The organism is Bradyrhizobium murdochi, from assembly GCF_000472965.1.
GTDB lineage: Bacteria > Pseudomonadota > Alphaproteobacteria > Rhizobiales > Xanthobacteraceae > Bradyrhizobium > Bradyrhizobium murdochi.
The window spans coordinates 374,615-400,915 of sequence record NZ_AXAU01000003.1 but is presented as its reverse complement, the minus strand read 5'-3'; the positions used below and the strand labels follow the sequence as shown (position 1 = coordinate 400,915).

At 61.5% G+C, this 26,301-nt stretch carries 18 protein-coding genes and 1 pseudogene; 14 read left to right on the top strand and 5 right to left on the bottom strand.

Annotation, left to right across the window (positions count from 1 at the left end):
- The first annotated feature begins 222 nt into the window (after positions 1-222).
- From YUO_RS40590 to YUO_RS44730, 9 genes are all read left to right on the top strand, one after another.
- On the top strand, positions 223-3,348 hold the full coding sequence (locus YUO_RS40590) for an efflux RND transporter permease subunit (RefSeq protein ID WP_035726618.1): 3,126 nt from the start codon (positions 223-225) through the stop codon (positions 3,346-3,348).
- A complete protein-coding gene (locus tag YUO_RS40585; protein WP_051379400.1) occupies positions 3,345-3,830 on the top strand; it encodes a hypothetical protein in 486 nt (161 codons plus the stop codon). Before YUO_RS40590 ends, YUO_RS40585 begins: the two co-directional genes overlap by 4 nt.
- Before the next feature lie 57 nt (positions 3,831-3,887).
- On the top strand, positions 3,888-7,037 hold the full coding sequence (locus YUO_RS0112570; RefSeq protein ID WP_028347577.1) for an efflux RND transporter permease subunit: 3,150 nt from the start codon (positions 3,888-3,890) through the stop codon (positions 7,035-7,037).
- A 1-nt stretch (position 7,038) separates the two neighbouring features.
- Entirely contained in the window at positions 7,039-7,737 is a 699-nt protein-coding gene (locus tag YUO_RS0112565) for a hypothetical protein (RefSeq protein WP_028347576.1), read from the top strand.
- A gap of 116 nt (positions 7,738-7,853) precedes the next feature.
- Entirely contained in the window at positions 7,854-8,936 is a 1,083-nt protein-coding gene (locus YUO_RS40580) for a PepSY domain-containing protein (RefSeq protein ID WP_083754575.1), read from the top strand.
- A gap of 87 nt (positions 8,937-9,023) precedes the next feature.
- The gene (locus YUO_RS0112555; RefSeq protein ID WP_235782696.1) at positions 9,024-10,166 is read left to right on the top strand and encodes a PepSY domain-containing protein; all 1,143 of its coding nucleotides are present in this window, start codon (positions 9,024-9,026) and stop codon (positions 10,164-10,166) included.
- A gap of 79 nt (positions 10,167-10,245) precedes the next feature.
- The gene (locus YUO_RS0112550; RefSeq protein WP_028347574.1) at positions 10,246-11,121 is read left to right on the top strand and encodes a hypothetical protein; all 876 of its coding nucleotides are present in this window, start codon (positions 10,246-10,248) and stop codon (positions 11,119-11,121) included.
- Positions 11,122-11,269: 148 nt separating this feature from the next.
- The gene (locus YUO_RS0112545; protein ID WP_235782695.1) at positions 11,270-13,003 is read left to right on the top strand and encodes a peptidoglycan-binding protein; all 1,734 of its coding nucleotides are present in this window, start codon (positions 11,270-11,272) and stop codon (positions 13,001-13,003) included.
- Complete coding sequence (locus tag YUO_RS44730) at positions 13,000-14,976, top strand: ABC transporter ATP-binding protein/permease (RefSeq protein ID WP_083754565.1); 1,977 nt, start codon at positions 13,000-13,002, stop codon at positions 14,974-14,976. The genes YUO_RS0112545 and YUO_RS44730 overlap by 4 nt, the downstream gene beginning before the upstream one ends.
- A gap of 883 nt (positions 14,977-15,859) precedes the next feature.
- Here YUO_RS44730 and YUO_RS0112535 read toward each other — a convergent pair.
- Positions 15,860-16,075 (bottom strand): helix-turn-helix transcriptional regulator, encoded by a 216-nt coding sequence (locus tag YUO_RS0112535; RefSeq protein ID WP_028347571.1) that lies wholly within the window; start codon positions 16,073-16,075, stop codon positions 15,860-15,862.
- Positions 16,076-16,203: 128 nt separating this feature from the next.
- Positions 16,204-19,155, bottom strand: coding sequence for a Ti-type conjugative transfer relaxase TraA (traA, locus tag YUO_RS0112530; protein WP_028347570.1), 2,952 nt, complete (start codon positions 19,153-19,155; stop codon positions 16,204-16,206).
- A gap of 170 nt (positions 19,156-19,325) precedes the next feature.
- Between traA and YUO_RS0112525 the strand changes: the two genes are divergently transcribed.
- Together YUO_RS0112525 and YUO_RS0112520 are read left to right on the top strand one after the other, a co-directional pair.
- On the top strand, positions 19,326-19,652 hold the full coding sequence (locus YUO_RS0112525; RefSeq protein ID WP_028347569.1) for a conjugal transfer protein TraD: 327 nt from the start codon (positions 19,326-19,328) through the stop codon (positions 19,650-19,652).
- Between the two features lies 1 nt (position 19,653).
- Positions 19,654-19,923 (top strand): conjugal transfer protein TraD, encoded by a 270-nt coding sequence (locus YUO_RS0112520; protein ID WP_028347568.1) that lies wholly within the window; start codon positions 19,654-19,656, stop codon positions 19,921-19,923.
- A gap of 110 nt (positions 19,924-20,033) precedes the next feature.
- On the opposite strand, the pseudogene YUO_RS44725 reads toward YUO_RS0112520, so the two are convergent.
- Positions 20,034-20,308 (bottom strand): annotated as a pseudogene (locus YUO_RS44725) (phage integrase N-terminal SAM-like domain-containing protein); the annotation flags it as partial.
- An 839-nt stretch (positions 20,309-21,147) separates the two neighbouring features.
- Here YUO_RS44725 and YUO_RS40575 point away from each other — a divergent pair.
- Both YUO_RS40575 and cax read left to right on the top strand, forming a co-directional pair.
- Positions 21,148-21,612, top strand: coding sequence for a DUF1269 domain-containing protein (locus YUO_RS40575; RefSeq protein ID WP_035726676.1), 465 nt, complete (start codon positions 21,148-21,150; stop codon positions 21,610-21,612).
- Between the two features lie 381 nt (positions 21,613-21,993).
- Complete coding sequence (cax, locus tag YUO_RS0112510; RefSeq protein ID WP_028347567.1) at positions 21,994-23,100, top strand: calcium/proton exchanger; 1,107 nt, start codon at positions 21,994-21,996, stop codon at positions 23,098-23,100.
- Positions 23,101-23,175: 75 nt separating this feature from the next.
- Here the strand turns inward: cax and YUO_RS44720 are convergent, their stop codons facing one another.
- Together YUO_RS44720 and YUO_RS0112505 are read right to left on the bottom strand one after the other, a co-directional pair.
- Entirely contained in the window at positions 23,176-23,358 is a 183-nt protein-coding gene (locus YUO_RS44720) for a hypothetical protein (protein ID WP_083754563.1), read from the bottom strand.
- Between the two features lie 101 nt (positions 23,359-23,459).
- The gene (locus YUO_RS0112505; protein ID WP_028347566.1) at positions 23,460-23,978 is read right to left on the bottom strand and encodes a GNAT family N-acetyltransferase; all 519 of its coding nucleotides are present in this window, start codon (positions 23,976-23,978) and stop codon (positions 23,460-23,462) included.
- A 115-nt stretch (positions 23,979-24,093) separates the two neighbouring features.
- Between YUO_RS0112505 and YUO_RS0112500 the strand changes: the two genes are divergently transcribed.
- Positions 24,094-26,298 (top strand): DUF3141 domain-containing protein, encoded by a 2,205-nt coding sequence (locus YUO_RS0112500; protein ID WP_028347565.1) that lies wholly within the window; start codon positions 24,094-24,096, stop codon positions 26,296-26,298.
- Positions 26,299-26,301: the final 3 nt, after the last annotated feature.

Sequence of the window (26,301 nt, the reverse complement as noted above, 5' to 3'; positions counted from 1 at the left end):
TGATTACGGCGCCTCACTAGCGCGTTAGCACGACCGAAATAAAAGCCGGCGCAAGGCCGACAAGAAATTTCGGACTCGTGGGAATAGTGGGGGAACAATTGTGTTGCCTCCATGAGCGACACAGCGGTCAGAAAATCCCGCGTTCAACGGGCCCTCTCAAACGGAGTTCGATTTCAACCAGAGGTCAAATACAACTAGAGGTCAAAGGAAGGGGGCGTCGATATGTTGGCGTGGCTCATTTCCTCTAGCGTGCGGTTACGCACCCTCATTGTAGTTGCCGCCTCGGGCCTGCTTATCCTCGGCGCCGTCGACGTCAGGAACAAGCCGCTCGATGTCATCCCCGAGCTGGCGCTACCCTCGCTCACCGTGAAGACGGAATCGCTTGGCCTCTCCAGCGCAGAGGTCGAAGCGTTGATTACCGTGCCGCTGGAGGCGGACCTGCTCAACGGCGTGCCCTGGCTTCAGGCCATCCAGTCGGAATCGATGGCGGGACTTTCGACGATCGAGATGATCTTCGCGCCCGGCACCGATCTGATGAAAGCGCGCCAGATGGTGCAGGAACGGCTGACGCAGTCGCACGCGCTGCCGAACGTCTCAAGCCCTCCGACCATGCTTCAGCCCGTCTCCTCGGCCAGTCGAGTGATGAACATCGGCCTGAGTTCGAAATCCGTTTCGCTGATCGACATGTCCGTTCAGGCGCGCTGGAACATCGCGCCGCGCCTCGCCGGAGTTCCGGGTGTGGCGAATGTGTCGATATGGGGTCAGCGCGAGCGGCAGGTGCAGGTGCTCATCGATGCCAGGAACCTGAATAAGAAGGGCGTCAAGCTTGAGCAGGTGATCAAAACGACTGGCGAGGCGGTGTGGTCTTCGCCGCTCACCTATCTGAACTCGTCCACGCCAGGCACCGGCGGCTTCATCGAAACGCCAAATCAGCGGCTGAATATCCGTCATCAGTTGCCAATCGCTACCGTAGGCACCTTCGCCAAGGTGCCGCTAGCCGGCACGACCGTTAGTGTCGGCGATGTCGCATATCTGGTGGATGGCCATCAGGCACTGATCGGAGACGCCATCATCGGCGAAGGGTCCGGCTTGATGGTCGCGATCGAGAAGTTCCCCGGCTTCAACACAGTGGACGTGACGCGCGGCGTTGAGCGTGTGCTCAACGAACTGAAACCCGGGCTGCCCGGCATCGAGATCAATACGACCATCTACCGTCCCGCGAGTTTCATTGAACGCGCGACCAGCAATCTAGGCAAGGCCATGCTCATTTCGATCATCCTGGCCGCCGTCGTGCTTGGCGTTCTCATGAGTAGCTGGAGGACCGCGGTTATCGCCCTGGCCGCGATCTCATTGTCGTTCGTCTGCGCTGAACTGCTGTTAACGGCCGCCGGAATCCCGCTCAGCATGATAGTCGTCGGCGGCCTGCTGATGGCGTCCGGCGTTATCGTGCATGACAGTGTTATCGACGTCGAAAATGTGCTGCACCGCTTGCGTGCGCCGCAACGCGACGGTCGGTCAGGCTTCATGGTCGTCGTCCGTGCGATGCTGGAAACGCGTCAGCCGATGCTGTACGCGTCGCTGATCGTCGTACTCGCGGTACTGCCAGTTCTGTTCATGCAGAGCCGGTCCGCCGCGTTCTTCGCGCCGATGGCCTGGGCCTATATCGCCGCCGTGTCCATCTCGATGCTGGTGGCGTTGATCGTGACCCCCGCGCTGGCCGCGGTGCTGCTCGCCAACGCGCCACTGACCCCGACGGGCGGATGGGTCATCAATAGGTTGGTCAGGCCGTTCGATCGGGTCGTCGGCCGTGTTATCCACGCGCCGCTCGCCTGCATCGCCACCGGCGTCGTGGCGGCAATCGCGTGCTTCGCGCTCTGGAGCCCGCTCGAACGCGATTTGGTGCCCAGCTTCAGGGAGACCGATCTGGTCATCGAATGGCAGGGGCCGCCGGGCACCTCGCTGCAGGCAATGACCCGATCGACTGAGAACTTGATCCGAGACCTGCGGGAAATTCCCGGAGTGCAGAACGCCTTCGCCAATCTCGGACGGGCGGTGCTTTGTAACTGCGAACGCGCAACGGACGTGAACGCGGGGCACGTTTGGGTCAACATCGATCCGAAGGCCGACTACGAAACAACGGTCGATGCCGTGGAAGCTGCCATTACTGCCTATCCAGGAATGCAGGGCAAGGTTGGGACATACCTGTCCACGAAGTTGCGCGAGGCGCTCACCGGTGATCCGGATTCCCTCACCGTGCGTGTCTATGGCAACAGCCTCGACGTCATTCGCGCCAAGGCAGAGGAGATCCGCGCTTCGATGGCGAAGATCTCTGGCATCGAAAATCCTCAGATTGAGTTACAGGTCGAAGAGCCTGCGATCGAGGTCAAGGTGGATGTCGATCGCGCGGCTGACTACGGCCTGAAGCCGGGCGACGTCCGCAGGGCTACCTCTGCGATCGTCGGCGGCATCACCGTCGGTGCACTTTTCGAGGACCAGAAGGTTTTCGACGTGGTGGTCTGGGGGCGGCCGGAGTTGCGCGACAACATCGACGACGTGCGCAATCTGATGATCAATAGCGAGAGCGGGACTCAGGCTCGCCTCGATCAGGTTGCAGACGTCCGCATCGCGCCGGCCACCAGTATCATCCGGCGCCAGGGATCATCGCGCCGTATCGATGTTTCGGCGAAAGTGGACGAGCGGGCGCTTGGCCACGTGGCGGATGATGTTGCCAGGAGCGTCGGGCGGATAGCATTTCCGTTCGAGCACCATGCTGAGGTACTCGGCGAATACAAGGAGCAGCGTGCTGCCCTGCGGTCAATCTACAGCTACATGGCGGCGGCGGCAGTGCTGATGTTCCTGCTGACACAGGCGGTGCTCCGAAGTTGGAAACTCACCGCTCTGTCGCTGCTCGGTGTCCTGATTGCTATGCTGGGCGGTCTGGCAGCGATCGCGATCACCGACGGTACTTTTTCGCTCGGTTCTCTGTTGGGTCTGGCAGCGGTGCTCGCACTGATGGTGCGGCAGGGTATCGGTCTGGTCGCCCATTTCCAGCATCTGCAATTGAACGAGGGTGAGCTGTTCGGCGAAGAACTGGTGCGTCGCGGCGTGCTGGAACAGTTCCCGAGCATCATCGCGTCATCTGTCACGACGCTCGCTCTGGCACTTCCGTTCGCGGTGATGGGCGACGTCGCCGGGCTTGAAATTGCACACCCCTTTGCGGTCGCGGTCCTGGGCGGCGTCGTTACCATGACGCTCGGAACGTTATTCGTGCTTCCGGCGCTTTACGCGAGGTTCGGCGCTGGCTGGACGGCTGACCGGCTCGATCTAGAAATGGAGGCCGCGTCATGACCGCCGCTTGTGCTGCTTCGAAGGCCGTCAAAAGGGAGGAACGTCTCATGGCCTGCTTCAACGCATTGATGGCCGCGGCGTCTGCCGCGTGCCTCGCAGCGTCCTGTTCCTCAGCACTGGCCGCGGAGTCGACGGTCAAAAAGAGTGCGCCCGCGCGGGTCGAAGCCACGAATGACGCAAAGATCAAAAAGATCACGCTTACGCCAAAAGCGGCTGAACGGCTCGGCATCGTGATCGACGAGGTGCGCGCCGATCCGTCGGGCCGACGGATCGTGCCATACGCATCTGTTCTCTACGACCTGTCCGGAAAAACCTGGGTTTATATCAGCGCCGATCCGTTGACGTTCTTCCGCGGAGCGGTGGAGATCGACACCATCAAGGGCGACAATGTTTACCTGAGTGACGGGCCGCCTGCCGGCACGAAGGTGCTTGCGGTCGGAGTGCCGCAGGTCTTCGGGACAGAGGTGAAGGTAGGTCACTAACTGCGCGTCGAAGTTGTTTTTCCACAGCGGCGTCGGCCTGAGTGGGGGATGCTTCCGATGATGAGGCTGATTATAGGTTCTAGTCTGCGCTTTCGTTATCTCGTCCTCGCCCTTGGGGTGGTGCTGACGTGGTTTGGCCTCGCACGTCTGCGCGACGTCCCGGTGGACGTATTCCCGGAATTCGCGCCGCCACGGGTCGAGATCCAGACAATCTGTCTTGGGCTCTCATCCGCCGAAGTTGAACAACTCGTGACCGTGCCGTTGGAAAACGCGCTCAACGGCGTACCTGGCGTCGACGTGATGCGGTCGAAGTCGGTGCCGCAACTGTCGTCGATCCTGCTGATCTTCAAGCCGGGTGCCGACGAAATCCGCGCGCGGCAGCTGGTCAGCGAGCGGATGGCGCTCGCGACCAAGACCCTACCGACATGGGCCGCGCCGCCGTTCATGATGCCGCCGTTGTCCTCGACCAGCCGGATCATGAAGGTCGGCATTACCTCAAAGGACAAGTCCGTGATGGACCTGTCAATGCTGGCGTATTGGACCATCCGGCAGCGGCTGCTTGGCGTTCCCGGCGTCGCGAACATCGCGATCTGGGGCGAGCAGCTCAAAATGGTTCAGGTCATGGTTGATCCGAAGCGGTTGGCCGCCGAGAACATTACGCTCGATCAGGTGCAGGAGGCGGTTTCCGATGCCCTCGATGTTGGCCTCCTGCGCTATGCCCGCGGCGCGCATATCGGTACCGGCGGCTTCGTCGAAACACCCAATCAGCGCTTTCAACTCCGCTTCGTCGGCGCCGGTGTTACACCCGAAACGCTTGCCAGGGTGCCAGTGACCAAACCGGCCGGCAAGCCGCCGCTATTGCTGAGCGATGTGGCCAATCTTGTCTATGCGCCGCAGGGCATGATCGGCGATGCCGTTATCAACGACGGCCCAGGCCTCATGCTCATCGTCGAAAAATTCCCCTGGGGCAACACGCTCGCCGTCACCCGCGGGGTGGAGGAGGCGCTGGAGAGGATGAAGCCCGGCCTTCCAGGGGTGGAGATCGATACGACAATCTTCCGGCCAGCGACTTTCGTCGAGGACTCGATCGACAATCTATCGTGGGCGTTACTGCTGGGCTGCCTGCTGGTCGTGGGAATCATATTCATCTTCCTTTACGAATTGCGCACCGCGATCGTTTGCATCGTCGCTATTCCGCTTTCGCTGCTCGCGGCGGGCCTCGTCCTGTTCCAGGCCGGCGCCACCGTCAACACAATGATCCTGGCGGGCTTCGTGATCGCGTTGGGGATCGTCGTCGACGACGCGATCATCGACGTCGAGAACATCATGCGACGCCTGCGCCTTGCACGGCGTGCGGGGGATACGCGCAGCACGGCGCGCATCATTCTGGACGCGTCGCTCGAGGTGCGGGCGCCGATTGTCTACGCTACCCTTATCGTGGTCGTCGCTGTGGTCCCCGTGCTGTTCATGGAAGGCCTGACCGGATCCTTCTTCAAGCCGCTGATTGCGGCCTACGTGCTCGCGATCGCGGCTTCGCTCGTCGTGGCGATGACGGTGACGCCGGCGCTCTGTCTGATCCTGCTGCGTGGCGCGCGACTCGAAGGGCGTGAATCACCTGTCATCGTCTGGCTGCAGCGCCATTACGCGCCCTTGCTGGAACGGGTCACCCGGACACCACGCATGGCCTATATCGCTGTCGCAGTCGTGATGGTCTCGGGGATCGGTGTCTGGCCGCTGCTTGGCCACTCGCTGCTGCCGTCGTTCAAGGAGCGCGATTTCCTGATGCACTGGGTCACTACTCCAGACGCGTCCCTGCCCGAGATGCTGCGCATCACGACCCGCGCGAGCAAGGAGCTGCGCGCAATTCCGGGCGTACGCAATTTCGGTGCGCATATTGGCCAGGCCTTCGCCGCGGATGAGGTCGTCGGCGTCAATTTCGGAGAGAACTGGATCAGTATCAGCCGTGACGCCGACTACGACAAGACGCATGCCAAGATCGAGGAAATGGTGGAGGGCTATCCCGGCCTCTACCGCGATGTGCAGACCTATCTGAAGGAGCGCATTCGCGAAGTCCTGACTGGCGCCGGCGAGGCGATCGTCGTCCGCATCTTCGGCCCCGATCTCGACGTTCTCAGGGACAAGGCGGAGGAGGTCCGCGCGGCACTCGCGGACGTTCCGAATCTCGTCAACCTGCACAAGGAGCTGATGGTCGAAGTACCGCATATTCAGGTGACGGTGAAGCTTGAGGAAGCACAACGCTACGGTCTGAAGCCGGGCGATGTCCGGCGTGCCTCCGCGACCTTGATGGCCGGAGAAGAGGTCGGCGATATTTTCATCGACGGCCGCACGTACGATGTGCAGGTGTGGACCGATCCGGCGTCCCGCCACAGCGTGGACTCGGTTCGCGAGATGCTGATCAACACGTCGACCGGGCAGCGCGTTCGGCTCGCTGAAGTAGCCGATGTCAGCATTGGGCCGACGCCAAATGTCGTCAAGCGTGAGGCGAGTTCCCGTCGGATCGACGTGCAGGCGAATGTCAAGGGTCGTGATCTCGGCGCGGTCGCCAGCGACGTGCAGGCGCGTCTGGACAAGTTGGCATTTCCTCTTGGCTACTACGCGGTGCTGCAGGGCGAATATCAGGAACTGAGCGCCGCCCGCAGGCGGCTCGAACTCTACTCCCTCCTGGCGCTCGCCGGCGTGTTCGTACTTCTGCAACAGTCCTTCAACAGCTGGCGTCTGGCAGTGCTCAGTTTCGTGACCCTTCCTTCGGCACTGGTGGGCGGCGTGCTGGCGGCGTGGCTCGCGGGCGGCGTGATTTCCCTTGGCTCGCTGGTTGGTTTCCTGACGGTGCTCGGCATCGCCGCCCGCAACGGGATCATCATGATCAACCACTTCCAGTATCTGGAACGGCATGAGGGAGAGGTGTTCGGCATGAAGCTCGTGCTTCGCGGCGCGAGCGAGCGGTTGCGTCCGATCCTGATGACGACCGGCGCCGCCGGGCTCGCGATCCTGCCGTTGATCATCTTCGGCGACCTGCCGGGCCACGAGATCGAGTATCCGATGGCGGTCGTCATTCTGGGCGGACTCGTGACGTCGACGCTGCTCAACCTGTTTATTTTGCCTGCATTTTATCTCCGCTTCGGCCACGGTGCTGGCCAGTCGACGGATCGCCTGACCGTTCCAGCACCGGTAGCTGGGAGCGCGTGATATGAAAACGGCGCGTCGTCACACCGGTTGGATTGGCGCCGCCGCTGCAACACTCTCCGCTTTTGCATATCCGGTGACGGGAGCGGCGGAGGATGGCCGCTTTCAAAAGCTCTCCGTCTATCTCGAACGCAATATGCAGGATCACGATGCCGAGATCCGGTTCGAGGCAACCGGCGCGGAGGATGGGCTGGCAGCGTTGAAGGTGTTGGCGCCGGGCGCGCGCACGGTGGTCGACCTTAGATCGCCGGACTCGAAGTTGGGAGTTCGCAGTCTCACGCTCGAATCGCCCGAGCCCGACGACGACAAGATCGTCCGCGCCGATTTCCCGGCGGGCGCCTATCGTTTTGAAGGAACGACGACCAAGGGGGAGCACCTGCGCGGCGAGGCGCAGTTGAGCCACGTATTCCCCGAACCGGCCGCGTTCGAATATCCGCGGCCGGACCAGAAGGACGTACCCGCCACCGCGCTGACGCTACGATGGTCCGTGCCGAAGGGGATAGAGGCCTGCGCCCTCGTAGTCGAGCAAAATGGCTCGGCCTTCGAAATCCGGGCACTGCTGCCAGGCTCGGCAAAATCCTTCACGGTGCCCAAGGGATTCTTGCGGGCCGGCCAGGCTTACACGCTTGCGATCGGCACGGTCGCGAAGGACGGCAACCGGTCCTTCATAGAAACCAGCTTCACGACTGTGAGGGAGCGATGAGCGAATTGAATCCGCCGTCGTCAGATCGGCCCCAGACGGACCGGCGCTGTCTTAAGGGTAGTTTCCGCAATCCCGGGCGGCAGCCGGACCTGTCACACGGGATGGAGGACGTCGCGATGTTGAACAGGCAGACGAAGTCGGCGAGCTGGCAGCTTGGCCCGCTCGTCTGCTTGCGTGTCGCCCGCGCTGCAGCGATCGTGCTGTTGGCGACCGGGTTCGCGCTCTGCGGCGGCACGGCGTTCGCAGCCGAGATCAAAGATCCGCCGCGCTGGACGAAGGGCAGCGACTTTTCCTCGATGAGGGACTGGGATCTGAAAGGCGAGCAGATCATCCCGCACGGGGTCAATTCACTCTATTACCCGATCACGCCAGGCCACAAGCACGCGCTGGAGCGGCGCGATCACCCGGACGGCAGGTATCGCAAGGAGACCGTGGTCCTCGATACCACGGAGGATTTCGACATTCGTGGCATCGGCAAATTCAAAACGTCGGTGGTGCAGGAAGAGGAGTATCTCGACGGCGTCTTGACGCAGCGCACACTCAACTGGCTCGCCCTCGATAGGGCCACCAACAATGTATATTCGTTCGGCGAGGTGAGTTGGAATATCGAGAACGGCAAGCCGAGCTTCACGGGCACGTGGCGGGCTGGCGATCCCGACGGCGACGGCGTCGCTGAACCGGGCTTGTTGATGCCGGGCACCTTCAAGGTCGGCGAGCGCTACATCTACGCCGGCGGCCGGAGCACGGCTTATGGTGGCGCCGAGAACATGGAAGACGACGTTCAGGCAACGGTCCCTGCAGGGACGTTTAAGGGCTGCGTCCGGGTTCGCGAGCAGGATTTGATCGACCTGAAGGACATCAGCGACAAGATCTGGTGTCCGGAGGTTGGCCTCGTGAGCGACACGTCCGACGGAAAACTCGTCGTTTCCAACGCGCTCCCAACCAGCAATCCGGCCTCCAACGTTTCAAGCATCGGGAAACTGCGCGACAAACCCGCGAAGCAAAAGTCAGCGGCGGCGAAGGTTTCAATTGCGGACGCCAAGAGGATTGCGCTTCAGCGAATGCCCGGAAAAGTCACTGACGTAACAATCGAGAAGAAGCGGGGCAAGAATGTCTACGTGGTCGAGATCCAGACGGGTAGCGGCGAGGTCGACGTCTTCGTCGACACCCAGACGGGAGAGGTCGTTGGGACGGACTAACAACGTCCAGCCACGTGAAGCTGAAGAGTTCCGCAACCTTGGGCGACGTTCCGGCCGGGGCGTCTCCAGCATCCGGAGGGCATGGAGATGATTGAGATGTTCGATAAGCAGAATTCGGAGCAACAGATGAAGCCGACGAACTGGCGATCTGGCCCGCTCGCCCGCTGGCGTGCCGCCTTCATGACGGCCACGGTTCTGACCGCGGCCGGGTTCACACTCGCCGGCGGCACTTGGCTCGGTTTGCATGGCGACAGCGTTATGGCGCGGGAATACAAGGATCAGCCAGGGCGCACCCAGAGCGGCGCCCGAGTCAATTTTTCTTCACTCAAAGACTGGAACCTGAAGGCGGAAAACCTGGTCCCAAGTGGACACAACCCGCTCTATTTTCCACTCAAGCCAGGCTTTCGATACATCATGGAGCATCCAAACCATCCACATGGACTCTTGCGAGTAGAAGCCCAGGTTCTCGACAAGACCGAGCCATTTGATGTTCCGGGTATTGGCAAGTTCGAATGTGGCGTCGTCCAGGAAGAGGAATTCTACGACGGCGTATTGGACCAGCGGGCGGAAAACTGGTTCTGCATGGATAAGGCGACAAACGCTATGTACACGTTCGGCGAAGTGAGCTGGGAGATAGACCAAGTAGGACGCAAGGTCTTTGCCGGGACCTGGCGTGTCGGTGACCCCGATGGCAACGGTATCGCCGAGCCCGGCTTGTTGATGCCTGGGACTTTTACTGTCGGCGACAAATACATCTTCGACGGGCACGAGGCCGAGGCGTATGGCTATACAGAAAATATGGAAAGCGGGATCACAATAACCGTTCCAGCCGGGACCTTTAAGGATTGTGTGAGAACACGCGAGTATAGCCTCACCAATCCATCCGATATTACGGACAAGTGGTGGTGTCCGGAAGTGGGACTCGTCAAGGACACCTCGGATGGCGAACTGGTTGCGTCCGACGCTTTGCCCGGCACAGACATTGCGAGCTTTGGAAAACATCATCGTGAGCCTCGGAAGCAGACTGTGCCACCGGTTGCAAAAGTAAGCTCGTCGGAGGCGACGGAAACCGCACTCAAGGAAGTCCCAGGCAAGGTCACGTCGATGAAGATCGAGAGATACGGCAAATACAATGTCTACGCCGTGGAGATCATTGCCGCAAAGGACGGAGTGGAAACCGATGTCTTCGTTGACATCGAATCGGGGAAGGTGGTGGGCACGGATAAGTAACCGTTGTTCGCGATTGAGCGGAAATGCCGTCCCTGGAGGAGGCTGTAGTTGGAAAGGATAGTGATGAAAGGATAGCGTCATGAAGAAGGCGGTTTGCGCGGGCCTGTTCGCCGTCCTGCTCGCGCCAGCGACAGCGGCGGCGCAGGCACAGGCACCGAAGGGACTTGGCACCGAGGAATTTGGCATGTCGCCACGCGAGCTGGTTCAGGCGATTGAGAAGACCGAGGAACTGATCGCGCGCTGCATGCGCGAACAAGGCTTCCAGTACATCGCGGCCGACCACAATACGGTGCGGGCGGGCATGTCGGCGGACAAACAGCTTCCAGGCCTCAGCGAGGAGGAGTTCGTCAGTCGTCATGGCTTTGGCGTATCTACCTTCTACACCGGTTTGCCGCCTCAACTCGCCACTGGCTACAGCCCCGCGCGCGTCGGTCTCGGGGAACGCAATGTGCAAATATTCCGCAAACTATCTCCCGCAGATCAAGTCGCTTACAATCGCGCCTTGCTCGGAGATGACATGAGCAGCACCCTCGCGGTCGCTCTGGAGATCGAGGATCTATCGCGGACCGGCGGTTGCACGCGCAAGGCCCTCGCTGAGACGTTCAAACCCGATCAGATGAAAGCCACCCACTACAATCCTCAGGATGCGCTGATCAACAAGGACCCACGCATGAAGGCCGCGCTTGGGTATTGGCAGCGGGAGATGAAGAAGGCCGGCTTCGAATACGGACACCCGGACGAAATCGAGCCCGACCTGCGGAACCGGCTCAGCACGCTGACGGAGGGCGGCAAGCTGTTGGTTTCCAAGATGTCGCAGGACCAGAAGGCCGCGCTGCGGAAACTGCAGGATTACGAGCGCCTGGTCGCGGCCAAGGGCCATAAACTGCAGGAGGAGGTGTTGGCCCCGGTCGAGGAGCGCATTCAGGAGGAACTATTTTCCCGGAAAGTGAAATGAGACCGATCATGACGTTCACTCCGTACTTCCCGGAATCGGTGACGATGGATAATCTCTCACCTCGGTCGGGCATCGCATGGCGCAGACCGACGCAACGCTTCTCACAAACACGGCACTCGCGCCGTCGATGATTGGGAAGGATTACGCTTTGGCGAAGCGCGTAAATGTTCTTTGGGTCATTCTGGGCGTGGTCGGCGGCATGGCGGCTGGCGCCTGGTACATGGGCTCCAGGATCCAGTCGCCGGCAGAGGTGGCGGCGCGCACCGCGGCGCCCGAGCCATCCGCGATCCTCGTACCTGTGGAGTCACGTGTGTTGAGCTCCGATATCGTCACCCGCGGCACGGTCCGCTTCGGGCTGCCGCAGCAGGTTTCGATCGCCCCTTCCACGGTCAAGGGCGGTGCCGGGCTGATCTCTTCGCTGCCGCGGCCAAATGCGAATTTTGTGGAGGGCGAAGTGATTCTGTCCGCGTCCGGCCGGCCGGTCTTTGTCCTCCAGGGCGCGGCACCTGCCTTTCGCGACATGGCGCCGGGAACGAGCGGCGGCGACGTCCGCCAGCTTGAAGAAGCTCTGGCTCGTCTTGGCTTCGATCCGGGAACGGTCGATGACAACTACGATCAAAAGACATCCGCTGCGATCGAGCGTATGTATAAAAAGGCCGGGTGGGATCCGTTCGCACCGACGCGCGAACAACGTGCTGCCGTTGCCGCGCTCGAGCGAGAGTGGTCGGATGCCGCGCGGGCCCAACTTGCGGCCGAGGCCATGCGCGAAACCGCGGTGAAAGCGGTCGCCGCCGCGCGGGCCATTGCGGAGCAGAACACGCGACAGGCCGCCCTCGACAGTTCCGCGCGTGTTGGCGATAGCCGCCAGCTGGCAGACGCGCGTGCCGGCAAATCGCTCGCGCTTGAAGCCGAACGCGCACGGGCCGAGCATTCCGCGACCGCGGCCAGCGCCGATGTCGCCACGCAAGTCGCCGATCGGGCCCTGATCGTGCTCGATCCGCGCCAGACCGAAACGGCGCGCGCCGCGGCCGAGGCCAAGCTCAAAGTGGCGCGTGCCGCGCAGCGCAAGGCGAAGCTGGAAGCCGATCTGGCGATTCAGACCGCGGCGCGCGAAGCCGCGCTGGCCGAGGAACGGATCAAGGTCGCCGAGGGAGCGGTGAAGGCGGCTCGCCTGGAAGGTGACCGCAGCATACGCGCGGCGCAGGAACAGCAGTCGCTCGCCGAATTTGACGTCAAGGTCGCAACCGAGCGTGCAGAGCGGCTCGCCAGCGAACTTGCGGCGGCACGCGCCAAGCTCGGCGTGCAGGTGCCGGCGGACGAGGTCGTGTTCATCCCGTCGCTACCAATCCGCGTCCACGAGGTCACGGCTGCGGTCGCCGCCAATGCTTCCGGGCCAGTCATGAGCGTGACCGATAACCAGCTCAGCATCGACTCGCAACTGCCACTTGAAGCCGCGCCGTTGGTGAAGCCCGGGATGAAAGTTGCGATCGACGAGCAGGCGCTTGGGATCAAGGCAACCGGGATCGTTGAGACGGTGGCGAACACGCCGGGTACGCGCGGCGTGGACGGCTATCATTTCTATCTCGGGGCCAAGGTGGAGACCACGCCGGTGCCGTTGGCAGGGTTTTCCGTCCGTCTGACTATTCCGATCGAGACGTCGAAGGGGGCGGTCACCGCGGTGCCGACCAGCGCCGTCTCGCTTGCCGCCGACGGAACATCGCGCGTACTGGTCGATCGCGGCGGCAAGCAGGAATACGTCACCGTGCAGCCGGGGCTTTCGACGGGTGGATATGTCGAGGTTAACACGTCCGATGGGCGGCTCGCCCCCGGGCAACTAGTGGTGGTGGGCTACAAAACAGCCGAGCCATCGGCTGTGAAATGAGGCTCGCCGAACATATACGGCCGGCATTGCCGCTCAAGACGGCTGCTACCGCTGCCGACCATGTGCTCGATCTGCGCAAGGTGTGCAAGCAATTCGGGACCGATCCTGCAGTCGACGCATTGGTCGATGTCGACCTCGGGTTGCGGCGCGGCGAATGGCTGTCGATAACTGGTCCATCCGGCTCGGGGAAATCGACGCTGCTAAACATCCTGGGTTGCCTCGACCGGCCAACCAGCGGAAAGTATTTCTTTGATGGGATTGAAACGACGACGCTAGGCGAGAATGAGCGGGCGGGATTGCGCAGCCGGCGCATTGGATTCATCTTTCAGTCTTTTCACCTCCTGCCGTATCGCACCGTCCTTGAGAACGTCATGCTGGCGGAAGTTTACCGTCGGCACACCGGACGCGGGCGGCGCGAACGGGCGATGGAGGAAATTCGCCGCGTCGGCCTCGAGCATCGCGCGAATTTCCTGCCTTCCAAATTGTCCGGCGGCGAACGTCAGCGGGTGGCGATCGCCCGCGCCCTGATGGGATCACCGAGTCTGCTCCTGTGTGACGAGCCGACCGGCAATCTTGATTCCAAGAACACCGAGTCGATCCTGGACTTCTTTGCCGAGCTCAACAAGGAGGGCATGACGATCGTCGTCGTCACACACGACGAAAACGTGGCGCGCCGGGCCTCGCGCCGGGTCAACATGAAGGATGGCCGGCTCTTTGGTGGGAGCGAAACCGTATTGCCGCCTCAAGCGAGGGTGCGCATTGCGCCTTCGGGGATCACGGCGCGCGACCTTCTCGCTGAGGCGATCGCCGGGGCGATCGCGCGGCCGGCCCGCATGGCGCTAACGGTGCTTGGCATCGTGATTGGCATGTCGGCGCTGGTGGCTACCATTGGTCTGACGCGAACTGCCGGCAACCGCATCATCAGTCAGTTCGATCAACTAGCCGCCACGGAATTGTTCATCACGGCGCGGCCGGGAATGACGACCGGCACGGTTGATCCGCGCGCTATTCCATGGGACGCGCCGGAACGTCTCGTTCGCTTGAACGGCGTAGTCGCCGCAGGCCTGCTCAGCGATGTCAATGTCAACGACACGCTCGTCAGCGCCTCACCCGTGGTGGATCCCGCCAATCAAACGGCATTCAAGTTGGCGGTGCGCGCCGCCTCCCCGGAATTGTTCCGCGCGGTGCGCGCTGACCTTGCCTCGGGACGGTTTATCGACGGCGGGCATTCTGCCCGCGCCGAGCGAGTTGCGATCCTCGGCCCAGATGCCGCGCGGCGCCTGGGCATCACTGGAGTCGAGCGGCTGCCCGCGATCTATGTCGGCGACGAGCTTTATCTCGTGATCGGTATCCTCCGCGATGTGGTGCGAAAGCCGGAACTGCTTGGTTCGGTCATTATTCCCGAAGGCACGGCGCGACGACATTTCAGGCTGTTCGGGCCTGGCATGGTGGTCGTGGAGACGAAGATCGGCGCCGCTTCCCTGATCGCGCTTCAGGCGCGGGCGGCGCTGCGGCCGGATGATCCCCGCGCGCTTCGCGTGCAACTGCCGCAAGAGCCGCGGCGCGTACGCGATGATGTGCAAACCGACCTCAACATGATGTTCCTGCTGCTTGGCGGCCTGTCGCTTGTGGTCGGCGCGCTTGGGATCGCAAATATCACCTTGGTGGGCGTTATGGAGCGGACGGCTGAGATCGGACTGCGCCGTGCCATTGGCGGGACGCGCCGCCACATTGCAGCGCAGTTTCTTATTGAGAGTGCGTCCATGGGCGTCGTGGGGGGACTGCTTGGATCCAGCATCGGTGTGCTGATCGTGGTGGGTGTCTCGGCGTATCAGGTCTGGACTCCGGTGCTCGACCCGCTCGCTCCCTTGCTTGCGCCAGCTGTTGGCGGCGTCATTGGCCTGCTGTCCGGACTCTACCCCGCCTCGCGCGCCGCCGCGCTCGAACCGGCCGAAGCGTTCCGACACGAATGACCTGATCGTATTCTGCATCGTGTTTGATCGCATGCGGAGCATTCAGAGCCGCAGTCTTTCAGCCGCCCACGGCCGTCGTGACTGCTTTTTCCCGCGGGTCGGACACTCAAGAAACAGGTGGAGAGTTAATTGGCCGTTCGACGGCAGAAGCCCAAAGCGCGGTTTGGCCTGTTCGCGCGAAAACGCCGCCGAATCTACGATTGTGAAGAAGAGATCATAGCGGGATTGGATGTGGAACAGTAGTTTGAGAACCGTTGAAGTGGAGCAATGAGCTACAATACGCGGCGTTTCTGGTGCGGTGCCTCGACGGCACGCGAAACGAACACCTGATAAGTGTTTGATTTACTGGTGGGCCCGGCAGGACTCGAACCTACAACCAGACCGTTATGAGCGGCGGAACATCGATCGGCTCTGTTGATTTTTGCTGTGGTTTCGTCTGCGTTCGATCGCGTTCGTTGCCCTTTGATGGGATCCTTTCTGGTGCGAAACTGGTTGCTGCCATGTTCGCGTTCCGAAGATGAGCCCATCGCTTCGGGCCCTTCAACACGAATCTGAGGGTCGGACTTCGAATCGTTCCGAGAGCGCCATCCATCTTCTTCACAATTCATCGATTTTCAGAATGGCCTAAGATGTCCCAGACTGAAATTTTGCGTTTAGTCTGCGTTTTAATCAGGGGAAGTTCTTCGCCGCACGCTCCGCTGCCACTGTTCCGGATTGGAAGCGCGACCGCTCCCAATCTACCTTTGCCCCAAACGGGGAGCCCAAACCGGGGCGGCGTGAGGCCGTCAAGGTCGAAGCCGCGAAGCGGGGGCGCGACAGCGCCAGCCTTTACGGCCTGACGCCGGTCCGGTTCACTGCCGTCAGCAGCAAGCGACCACCTGCCTTATCGAACCGCATCGAACTCGCGCTTCGGGCGCCATGCGACGGGATCGGCAATCCAGCGGTTGATGTCGGACTCATGCCAGCCGCTGCCGTTGATGCTGATCCTGATCTGCGGCGGGAACGTGCCCTCGGCGATTTTGCGGTAGATGGTGGACCGGGACAGCCCGGTCCGGGAAAGGACGGTTTTGAGACGGATGATACGGTCTGGTTCGCGCATGGCCGCGCTGCCTCCTGCTGGCTGTTTCTGACGGCTTCTGCGCCCAGACAGGACAAGCAGGTGCAGGCGGGCAAGAGGGTTGTTCGACCCGTCGTAGCGTGGCGTAGAGACGGCAGCAGATGGATGGATCAAATTCCGAGGCCCCGGCCTCTGCCGATGTCGAGGCCGTGGGTGAAGGCCAATTCCTGGCCGAGCCGGCGGCCTGATTCGAACGCGATACCGAGATCTTTCTTGCGGTTGGCGAGGATGGATTCCAGTTGCGGATCGCGTTCCAGGCTTTTCGCCATGTCGCCCATCGCCGAGCGCGTCGCCTTGTAGCCGGGCATGTCGCCAGCCTGATACTGGCGTTGGCTGGTGTGGTCGAGCGTCTGCCAGCGTTCCACGAAGCGGCCGGCGCGGCGGCTCGGATCGGTACGCAGTTCGGTTTCGAGCTGGAGAGCACGGACGGCGCGGGCGGAGTTGCCCGAAGCGGCTTCAAGGGCGAGTTCCGGGTTCTTCTTGTAGGCAGCTTCGGCGTCGTGCGAGCCATGGGGCCGCACCTCCACGAAGACCTTGCGGGCCTGCTGCAATTCCTTCACCTGATCCGGGCTGGTCTTGCCACCCCGCTCCTGCGTATCGAAGATCGCATTTACGGCTCGGGCATGACGGATCAGAGCCTTCGTGCGGGCCTTACGCAGCGCCGCTTCCGGGTCTTCCGACGCCTTCCTTTCCGGCGCTTCCCGTTGCGGCCTCCGCGCGCTTTCCGTGCCAGGCACAGCTTCGGCAGACGGGCGCAGGCCATCGAACATGTTGCGTACCTCCTCGGGTACGACCTTGCGCACGATCTCGGCGACGCGCTCGCGGAAGGTGATGCCACGCCGCTCGGCGTAGCTCTGTACCGGATCGGCGCGTTCGTAATCCGAGGCCATGTCCTTGGCACGGTCGCGCGACAGGGCGCGGACCAGCCGGTCCTGACTGGCAAAATCGTCTCGGCCATAATGCAGGTCCACGCCGTCGCGGTGCCGCGACAGGGCGACATAGCTGCCATGGGCGTCCATGCCCGGTGTCGCCAGCACATGGGTGCGGTCTACCGTCATGCCCTGCGCCTTGTGGATGGTCGCGGCGTAGCCATGGTCGATCCGGTTATAATCCTTGAGGTCGAAGCGAACGGAGCGACCATCGTCGGTCTGCACGGTCATGGATTGCGCGCTGACCTGTTCGATGGCTCCCAGGGTGCCGTTCTTCACGCCAAGGCCGCGTTCGTTTTGCAGGAACATGACGCGGTCCCCTCTGGCGAAGTGGCGCGCGCCGCGTTCGACCGTCAGGCGCACGTCATCCCCCAGATCACCCGCAGCCCGCATCCGCTCCCGCGCAGCCTCGTTGAGTGCGCGGACTTCGTCGTTGGTGTGGGTGAGGATGATCCGGCTCTTGTCGGGTGACGCCTGCCGGTCGCGGTCCCAGCGCTCGATCAGATCGCCGCGCGCCTGCTCGCGGGTCTGGGCCTCATGCACCATGCCGTGGGAACGGTAAGCTCCAAGCGCACTGCCAGCTTTGCTATTGGCGAGATCGCGCGTGGCGTCGCGCTGCCAGTCCTCCCGCTGACGGCGCACTTCGCCGATTTCCGCCCGGCCGTGACGCTCGAGAATCGAGCGGAAGGCCGCGCCCGCCTCGATGGATTGCAGCTGCTTGATATCGCCGACCAGCACCACCTTGGCGCTGGCCTCTGCCGCATGGGACAGCACCCGCTCCAACTGGCGCGTGCCGACCATGCCCGCCTCGTCGATGACAAGAACATCGCGGGTCGTGAGCAGGTCGCGGCCCTGTTGCCAGCCATGCTCCATGCTGGCAATGGTGCGCGACGCAATGCCCGATCCGCTTTCGAGGTTTTCCGCCGCGATGCCGGAAAGCGCCACGCCTCGAACCTCATAGCCTGCCGCTTCCCAGGCCTCCCGCGCTACGCCCAGCATCACGCTCTTGCCGGTTCCGGCATGGCCGACCACGACGCCCAAATCGCGCCCGTCCGTGACATGCGCGAGCGCGTCGGCCTGCTCGCCCGACAGGACAAGGCCGCGCGCTTCCGCACGCGCCAAAGCGGCTTCGCGGTCGGCGTCACGCAGCTCATGGCGTTCCCGTTCCGCCATCAGTTCGGCGGCGCGATGCAGGCGCTGTTCCGCCTCGATCATGGCGCGGGTCGTGAAGCGATCTTCGCCGCGAGGGTCCGCGCCGAGTGCGACCAGATCAGGCGCTCCGCGCATCGCGCCCATCACCTCGTTGAACTGGTCGAGCCCATCACTGTGACGATGCGCGAACTTCGCCATGTCGCGGCGCGTGAAGGTCGACCGCTGATGCGTGATCGCATCCAATGCCAGATCGGGATCCGCGATGATCCGCGCGCCATTACCGCGGGCGATCTCGCGGTGTATCTCGGCGCGGTCGGCGGCCTCGATCCCTTCGCCTTCGATACGCAGCGCCCGCGCGCCGATCTGGCTTTGCGGCTCCAGCGCAATGCCTTGTGCTTCAAGGCTGCGGTGGTCGATGCGAGCATCGATGTCGAGTTCGGCCAGACGCTCATTGGCAACCTCGGCCCAACGTTCGCGCCAGCGCTCGACCATCTCCGTGCGGTTCCAGTCTCGCACCTTCCGGCCAAAACCGTTCTCGTCCACGGCGCGCATGGTCAGCATGACATGGGCGTGGGGTTTGAGCATGCCGTCCTCGGCCATGTGCCAATGCACATTGAGATCAGCGATCATGCCCCGATCCACAAATTCGCCCCGAACGAAGTCGCGGGCCAGTTCGATCCCCTGCGCCTCAGTCATCTCGCGCGGGATGGCGAATTCGACCTCGCGGGCAAGCTGTGCGTCCTTCCTGGCTTCGAAGGCTTCGACATCGTTCCAGAGCCGTTCCCGGTCGCTCCATGCCTCCGGCGCGTTCTCCGGCAGCAGTACCTCGGAATGAACGACGCCGCGCTTGGACGAAAAATCGTAGCTGCGTTCGAGCCGCTCGTCGCGCAGCCGCGAGGCCGAGCGGTAGGCGGCCGACGCTACCGCGCTGCTCCCGGCCTTGCGGCCAATGACCTTGACGTGAAGATGATAGATCGCCATCGCGATCAGATCAGTGGCACAGCGACGCGAACGTCGGAACGACGTATAAGCGCGCCCTCCCTCGAAAAATTCTCGGGCGGGACTACCGCGTCCCAAGCCGTCCCGGCAGCCTTACAGCATTCTGCGGGCTCCTCAACTATCATCGCGCATAGACAGCTTTGGAGGATAGGATGCGCAAGCCACGGGACTTTGACGCGGAACTGAAGGCGCTCGAAGACAAGGCGCGCGGGCTGAAAACCCGCAAGGTGCGGCAGCTCGGCGAGCTGGTCGTTGCCACGGGGGCTGACACCCTCACCGCCAATGAACTGGCGGGTGCGCTGATCGTGCTGGCCGAGACAAAAGAGGCCGGAAAGAGGGAGGCATGGGCCAGGCGCGGGGTCGCGTTCTTTCAGGGACGGTCGCGGCGATCTGCACCGGCAACTGACCGCGACACGGACGGCGCTCCGGCGCAATCGGGCAGCGCGCAACCGGCATCAGGCCGCAAGGGCGCGACATGACATGCGCACATGGCAGGTCGAGCGCCGCAAGCGCACGCGGCACCTTATCGAACTCGGCGGCCTTGTCGTGAAAGCAGGTGTCGTGGACCTGACGGGCAACGACCGTGCCATGATCTACGGCGCGCTGCTCTGGATGGCCGACAAGCTCCAAAGCGGTCAGGGCGAACAGGCGCGAGCGCTGTGGTCAGCAAAGGGGAAGCAAGCGTTCGAGGCGGACCCGGCGACACACAAGGAGACAGATCGAACTGTTCCAGAAGCTCGTCGTCGATAGACGACAATGGCATGTCAGCCGAGCGACTTCGTGCGCGGAGCGTCGTTTGAGCAAGCGATGAAAGCTGGAATCGGAGCGACAGAGCGCGCAATCCGCCAAATGTGAATCGGCGCCCAGGCGATGCGCTCTGGAACGGTGTCACGACCAAGCGTCACACCCTAGACGAACGCAGACGATCTGGTTCAGCGCCGGCCAGGACATCCCCGTTGCAGCCAGATGAACCTGGAAGGCACGGATATCCTCCAGGTCGAGGCGGTCAGGAGAACGACCGAAATATCGGCTCAACTTCGCTAAGGCGTTGAGGTAGGATTGTTGCGTCGCCGGTGACAGATTGCGGACCGTCATCCTCGATCATGCGGCGGCGAAGTGGGCTGATCTCAGCCATCGGAAAACCTCCTGTCTAAAGGGTTGGGCTTCGAAAACCCGCAATCCTCTCAGACAGGAGGCAATCCTTGCTATGCCTCCCTACATGCCGCGCCAGCGGCTTCGTTCAATCCCGGAAACAAAATTGCAGCCGTGCCCAAAGCACCAAAACCCTGCGATCTCAAAACAGCCTGCAAAGAAGAATTACGACTCCAACTCAGTCGCTTAGCCGTTCTTCACGGACGACTAGCTGATAGGTCGTCATCCGGGAGAGCGTCACATGCCCATTTAACCGGGACAATTGTCCCCCGCTCAGTCGCGCCTTCCGGAACCGCGCGCAAGGGACGCTATAGGGATACCAATTTCTGTTTCATGCGCCTTTTCGTGCGCAAACACGCTGCTCGCACGCGATGTCCTCCAACGCTTGCGATAGGCTCTTTGAGACGTGCCGCGTTGGCGAGTTTTAACAATGCGACTGACGTTCCTTACCGTTTGCATGCTCGTGCTCTACAACGGGTTTCCGGCAGCTGCGCACGCACAGGATTATCCGTGCGTCGGCGCCGCACGCCTTCTCGACGGAAAGTCTGATTGTTTTCGGCCATGGCAAACCTCGAGCGGAAGGCGTGCTCGGCGCTTAGGCAACCTCGGCGCTGACAACGAGCAGAATTGACATACCGGCCTGAAAGTAGCTCAGGCGACCGCAAAACTGATTTTTCAATGCGCCAAATCTAGCGCCGGCTTCTGTTGATCTAGATCAACAGAAACGTGTGGCAACGAATTGACTTTCACTCAGTGCCCGCGAGTGGTCGCTAGACGAGGTGATTGGGGCGGCAGGCGCCCGGTATCAAGGGAGGGATGCAGATGAGTGATCTTGTGGTGATCGCATTTCCCACTGAATCGAAAGCGGAAGAAGTCCGTCAGAAACTGCTAGCCATGCAGAAGGAGTATCTGATCGAGCTGGGCGATGCGGTGATTGCGGTAAAGGACACCGAAGGACGCATCAAGCTGAATCAACTGATCAACACCGCTGCCGCCGGGGCCGTTTCGGGCACTTTTTGGGGAACTCTCATTGGCCTTATTTTTCTAGCGCCATTGCTTGGCGCGGCCCTTGGCGCAGCGTCCGGCACGCTGGGCGGATATCTGACCGATGTAGGTATCGACGACAAGTGGATGAAGGAAACCGCCGCTGCCATACAGCCCGGAACTGCTGCACTGTTCGTGCTAGTACGTAAAGTCACCGCGGACAAAGTGCTCGAGGGGCTCAAGGGTGAGGGTGGTACGGTGCTGAAGACGTCACTCGATCACACTACCGGCGCTCGCCATTAGGTCTACGGTAGGCCTGCAGCCGCAAGCCGGACCTGCAGTTGATAATCTTCTGGGGGTTCCCCGCGCGCGCGAGGCGCTCCGCGCAGTCTTGCCGCCAGCGATATTGGGTCGGCGATGCAGTTCAGTTAGCGGGGTAAAGGCGGACGTGACGCCATCATTTCATCGCTCCGGTCATGGCCAGAACTTGCCGCTAGGACAGCGGAGACGTCATCTGCATGCTCAGTTTTCGCGGGCGAGCATCGTGGCCTCCATGCAAAGAACGCATAACAGAATAGCGACGCAGATGACGGCACAACCAACTATACAAGCTTGACTTAGATCAAGGTCCAGAACCGCGCTCACGTGTGCGTTTCGTCGGCAGACCCCTAAGCGTCAGGCCACATGAACCCGCTGTTCAAGGAAATTTGCCACAGCCCGCTCCTTTGGATGCTGGCCTTCGTTCCGACTGTGCTTGTTGTCGAGACAATTGCGCCTTCAGCCCATACCTCATTGTTTGTCCTCGCCGTGCTGGCGATTGTGCCTCTTGCTGCCTTGCTCAGCCACGCAACCGAGAGTGTGGCCGAGAAAACGGGAGATGCGATAGGCGGGTTGCTCAATGCGACCTTGGGAAATTTGACGGAGCTGATCATCGCCTTGGCTGCTCTCCGCGCCGGAGAGTATATGCTTGTGAAGGCCTCGATTGCCGGCGCAATCGTCACTAACTCCCTCTTTATGTTGGGGGCGTCCTTCCTGTTGGGTGGGTTGCGTCATCGGGTGCAGGATTACAATCGCGCCGGCGGGAGGCTTCATGCGGCCTTGCTATTGATGGCGACAATCGCGCTTCTTGCCCCCGCGGCGGTCGCTGATCTCAATTTGGCGCAAGGAGAGGCTGTATCGCAGAAGCTCAGTATCGGTTTGGCAATCTTGCTCATAGCCGCATACGCGTTGAGTCTGTTGTTTTCGCTACGAACGCACAAGGACTTGTTTGGCAGCGCGGATCACAACGGCAAGGATACGCATGAGGCCTGGCCTATCGGCTTGGCCGTCGGAACCTTGATCATCGTCACCATTCTCGTAGCGCTCGTTAGTGAGATTTTCGTCGGGTCTGTCCAGAAAGCGGGAGAGACGTTGGGCATGAGCCCGGCTTTCGTCGGGTTTATCGTGGTGGCGCTTGTGGGTGGTGCGGCTGAAATGGCCGTTGCATTCTCTGCGGCGCGCAAGAACCGCCTTGATATGAGCGTCAGCATTGCGCTGGGCAGCGCGTCCCAGATCGCTCTTTTTGTCGCGCCGGTTCTCGTCATCCTAAGTTACTTTATTGGTCCCAAGCCAATGGATCTGCTGTTTTGGCCGGGCGCAGTGACGATGGTGATGATCGCAACCGTGACGTCTTGCTTCATAACCAACAGCGGACGCTCTGCATGGTTTATCGGTGCGCTGCTGATATTCATCTATGCGATCTTTGCCATGACCCTTTACATCGTTCCTCCGGGCGTACACGCCCCTTCATGAGCGCGCGGGAAGGGAGGGCCTCCACAACTTTGCCACCGCATACGTCGTGGCCAATTCAATGCCCGGACACATTGCTCACGATGAGGGTGGCTTCTGGCGCCGCTCCAGCCGTAGTCTCTGCGCCCTCATGCGTCTGGTCTCTTCATCAAGCGCTTCCATCTCCTCATCGCGACGCGTTGACTTTGATTTGGGCGCGGCATCAGCCTTACGCACTTGGTTAAGTGCTTTTTCAACAGAGATCTTCGTGGTTTCAGCCATAGTTCTCCTCCTTGGGAACGACAGCGCTATTCTTCCATCGGGCAAGCCTGAAGCGGCCTTGATCCAAGTCAATGGCCCGCAACTCGCATCATCCTGTTTCGTCAGAGTTTCAGTACAAGGTGCAGTACCTGCGGATCACTTCCGCGTTGAGCTCGGAAGCCGAATTTCTCGAAGACTTTCCGCATGGCAATGTTCTCGGGGAGGACCTCGGCAATCAGTTCCTTCAGTCCAGCCCTTTGCGCAATGATCGACAGATGGCGCGTTAAGAGCGTACCCAGGCCTTGACCCTGATAGTTATCGATCACGACAAGGGCGATCTCGGCCTGGCCGGGTTGAGTAACGACGTAGCGTCCGCCGCCAATGATGACGCTGCGTCCATCTTCCTCGGCGAGGGCGACGAGGGCGACGTGATTGACGTAATCGATATTCATGAAGAAGGCGATCTCCGTTTCCGAGAAGCCTCGCTTCACCACGAAGAATCGACGTTGTAGCGAGTGTGTCCCGGTGCGGCCGATAGCCGCCAGCATGTCGTCCTTGTCGTCGGGCCGTAGCGCGCGGATCTTGATCTCGCGGCCGTCGCGCAGGCGTTCGGTAGCAGAGTAGTTTGCCAGGTCCTGCATCCATTTCCTCCCGCTTCAAGCAGGGCCGACGAGTGCTCGAGCGGTATTGACTTAGATCAACGTCTGCCAGGTCTGAGCCGCTTTGTATCCGTTTTCCAGTAGAAGGATCGAACGAATGGCTCTCGAGAAACTGGAACTGCCCGGCGGCGCAATGTCGGGGCTCGTTGCCTCCGCGGTGGAATATATGGTCGATGCCGGACAGCGCACGGCGCTGTTCCTCGACATCATGCGCCAGCGCGGCGACCAATATCGCGAGCATGTGGCGCAGACGGCGCCGCACGTCTTGAGCTATGCCGCGGAACTCATCATCGATGGCCGCAAGCTCGAGCATCCAGTCAACTACGCGCTGGTCAGGATCATCCCGCCCAAAGGCGTGGAGATCGATCTGAAACGCCGGCCATTCGTCGTGGTCGATCCCCGTGCCGGGCATGGGCCGGGCATCGGCGGTTTCAAGGCCGACAGCGAGATCGGGGTCGCAATGAAGGCGGGCCATCCCTGCTACTTCATCGGCTTTTTGCCCGAGCCTATGCCGGGCCAGACCATCGAGCGTATCGCACGCGCCGAGGCGATTTTCATCGAGAAAGTGATCGAGCGGCATCCGCAGGCCGACGGCAAGCCGTGCGTGATCGGCAACTGCCAGGCGGGTTGGGCCGTCATGATCCTCGCTTCACTACGGCCCCAACTGTTTGGTCCGTTGATCATCGCGGGTGCGCCACTCGCGTACTGGGCCGGCGTGCACGGCAAATATCCGATGCGCTATTCGGGCGGCCTGCTCGGCGGGAGCTGGCTGACCGCATTGTCCAGCGATCTAGGAGGCGGCAAGTTCGATGGCGCCTGGCTGGTACAAAATTTCGAGAGCCAAAATCCGTCCAACACGCTGTGGACCAAGCAGTACAACGTGTACTCCAAGGTCGATACTGAGGCGGACCGCTATCTCGATTTCGAGCGCTGGTGGGGCGGGCACGTCAATCTGAACGCCGAGGAGATTCAATTCATCGTCGATGAACTCTTCATCGGCAACAATCTCGCTGCCGGTCGGGTTAAGATGTCTGATGGTACGGCCGTCGACCTGCGCAACGTCCGTTCGCCGATCGTTGTATTCTGCTCAAAGGGTGACAACATCACCCCGCCGCAGCAGGCGCTGCACTGGATCCTCGATCTCTATGCCAACGTCGACGAGATCAGGGCGTACGGGCAAACTATCGTCTATACGGTGCATGAGACGATCGGCCACCTCGGCATTTTCGTCTCCGGCGGCGTGGCCAAGAAAGAGCACGCGGAGTTCTCCAGCAACATCGACCTGATCGATGTGCTGCCGCCTGGCCTCTATGAGGCGACCTTTGAGGCGAGGGGCCCTGAAACTCTCAATGATGAGTTCACGGTAGGGCAGTGGGTCATGCGCTGCGAGGCTCGGACGTTGGACGATATCCGCGCCATGGGTGGCAATTCGCCGGATGATGAGCGCCGCTTCGAGACCGCCAAGCGCATCTCGGAAATGAATCTTGCGGCGTACCGGAAGTACCTCCAGCCCTGGATCAAGTCGATGGTGACGCCGCAGATGGCAGAGCTGATGCGCAATTGGCATCCGCTGCGGGTGCAATATGAGATGTTCAGCAGCTGGAATCCCTGGATGAAGGTGGTGGAGGACGCAGCAGAAAAGGCGCGCGAGGACCGCAAACCGGTCGCCAAGGAAAATCCATTCCTGGCCTTCCAGGAGAAAGTATCGAACCAGATCGTCCGCTCGCTCGACCAATGGCGCGACGCGCAGGAAGCGCTCAGCGAGGCGATGTTCCTTACCATCTATGGCTCGCCGGTCTTGCAGGCCGCGATGGGAGTCGATCCGCAGTCAACGCCTTCGTCCCGACGCGAGATGGACCCGAAGCACCGTTCGTTTCTGGAGGCACGCATCAAGGAATTGAAGTCGAAGATTGGAGCCGGTGGCTTGAGGGAGGCCGCTATCCGGGCGCTGCTCTATGCCGGGTCGGCCCGCGGCATGGTGGACGAACGCAGCCTTGAGGCATTGCGGCGTCTGCGCCAGCAGGACGAGTCGGCGCGGATGACGCTGGCCGAGTTCAAGATGCTGGTTCGGGAGCAGTTCTTCATGCTGCTGCTCGACCGGGAGGCCGCGCTCGCCGCCATCCCGAAACTTCTGCCGGAGAACAAGGGTGAACGCCGCAAGGCCTTCGCGGCTATTCAGGAAGTGCTCTCGGCGAGCGCGGAAATATCCGGCGAGGTAGCAAAGCGGCTGAAGCAGGTGGCCGAGCTGTTCGGGCTCGAAGAGAATGTGGCGCTTTTCGATACGAAGGCCAAAGCCTCATAGAGA

What these genes read in the sequence shown, in the direction of transcription:
- YUO_RS40590 (WP_035726618.1), top strand. Translation starts at nt 223, where the DNA reads ATGTTGGCGTGGCTCATTTCCTCTAGCGTGCGGTTACGCACCCTCATT.
- YUO_RS40585 (WP_051379400.1), top strand. Translation starts at nt 3,345, where the DNA reads ATGACCGCCGCTTGTGCTGCTTCGAAGGCCGTCAAAAGGGAGGAACGT.
- YUO_RS0112570 (WP_028347577.1), top strand. Translation starts at nt 3,888, where the DNA reads ATGATGAGGCTGATTATAGGTTCTAGTCTGCGCTTTCGTTATCTCGTC.
- YUO_RS0112565 (WP_028347576.1), top strand. Translation starts at nt 7,039, where the DNA reads ATGAAAACGGCGCGTCGTCACACCGGTTGGATTGGCGCCGCCGCTGCA.
- YUO_RS40580 (WP_083754575.1), top strand. Translation starts at nt 7,854, where the DNA reads ATGTTGAACAGGCAGACGAAGTCGGCGAGCTGGCAGCTTGGCCCGCTC.
- YUO_RS0112555 (WP_235782696.1), top strand. Translation starts at nt 9,024, where the DNA reads ATGATTGAGATGTTCGATAAGCAGAATTCGGAGCAACAGATGAAGCCG.
- YUO_RS0112550 (WP_028347574.1), top strand. Translation starts at nt 10,246, where the DNA reads ATGAAGAAGGCGGTTTGCGCGGGCCTGTTCGCCGTCCTGCTCGCGCCA.
- YUO_RS44730 (WP_083754565.1), top strand. Translation starts at nt 13,000, where the DNA reads ATGAGGCTCGCCGAACATATACGGCCGGCATTGCCGCTCAAGACGGCT.
- YUO_RS0112535 (WP_028347571.1), bottom strand. Translation starts at nt 16,075, where the DNA reads ATGCGCGAACCAGACCGTATCATCCGTCTCAAAACCGTCCTTTCCCGG.
- traA (WP_028347570.1), bottom strand. Translation starts at nt 19,155, where the DNA reads ATGGCGATCTATCATCTTCACGTCAAGGTCATTGGCCGCAAGGCCGGG.
- YUO_RS0112525 (WP_028347569.1), top strand. Translation starts at nt 19,326, where the DNA reads ATGCGCAAGCCACGGGACTTTGACGCGGAACTGAAGGCGCTCGAAGAC.
- YUO_RS0112520 (WP_028347568.1), top strand. Translation starts at nt 19,654, where the DNA reads ATGCGCACATGGCAGGTCGAGCGCCGCAAGCGCACGCGGCACCTTATC.
- YUO_RS40575 (WP_035726676.1), top strand. Translation starts at nt 21,148, where the DNA reads ATGAGTGATCTTGTGGTGATCGCATTTCCCACTGAATCGAAAGCGGAA.
- cax (WP_028347567.1), top strand. Translation starts at nt 21,994, where the DNA reads ATGAACCCGCTGTTCAAGGAAATTTGCCACAGCCCGCTCCTTTGGATG.
- YUO_RS44720 (WP_083754563.1), bottom strand. Translation starts at nt 23,358, where the DNA reads ATGGCTGAAACCACGAAGATCTCTGTTGAAAAAGCACTTAACCAAGTG.
- YUO_RS0112505 (WP_028347566.1), bottom strand. Translation starts at nt 23,978, where the DNA reads ATGCAGGACCTGGCAAACTACTCTGCTACCGAACGCCTGCGCGACGGC.
- YUO_RS0112500 (WP_028347565.1), top strand. Translation starts at nt 24,094, where the DNA reads ATGGCTCTCGAGAAACTGGAACTGCCCGGCGGCGCAATGTCGGGGCTC.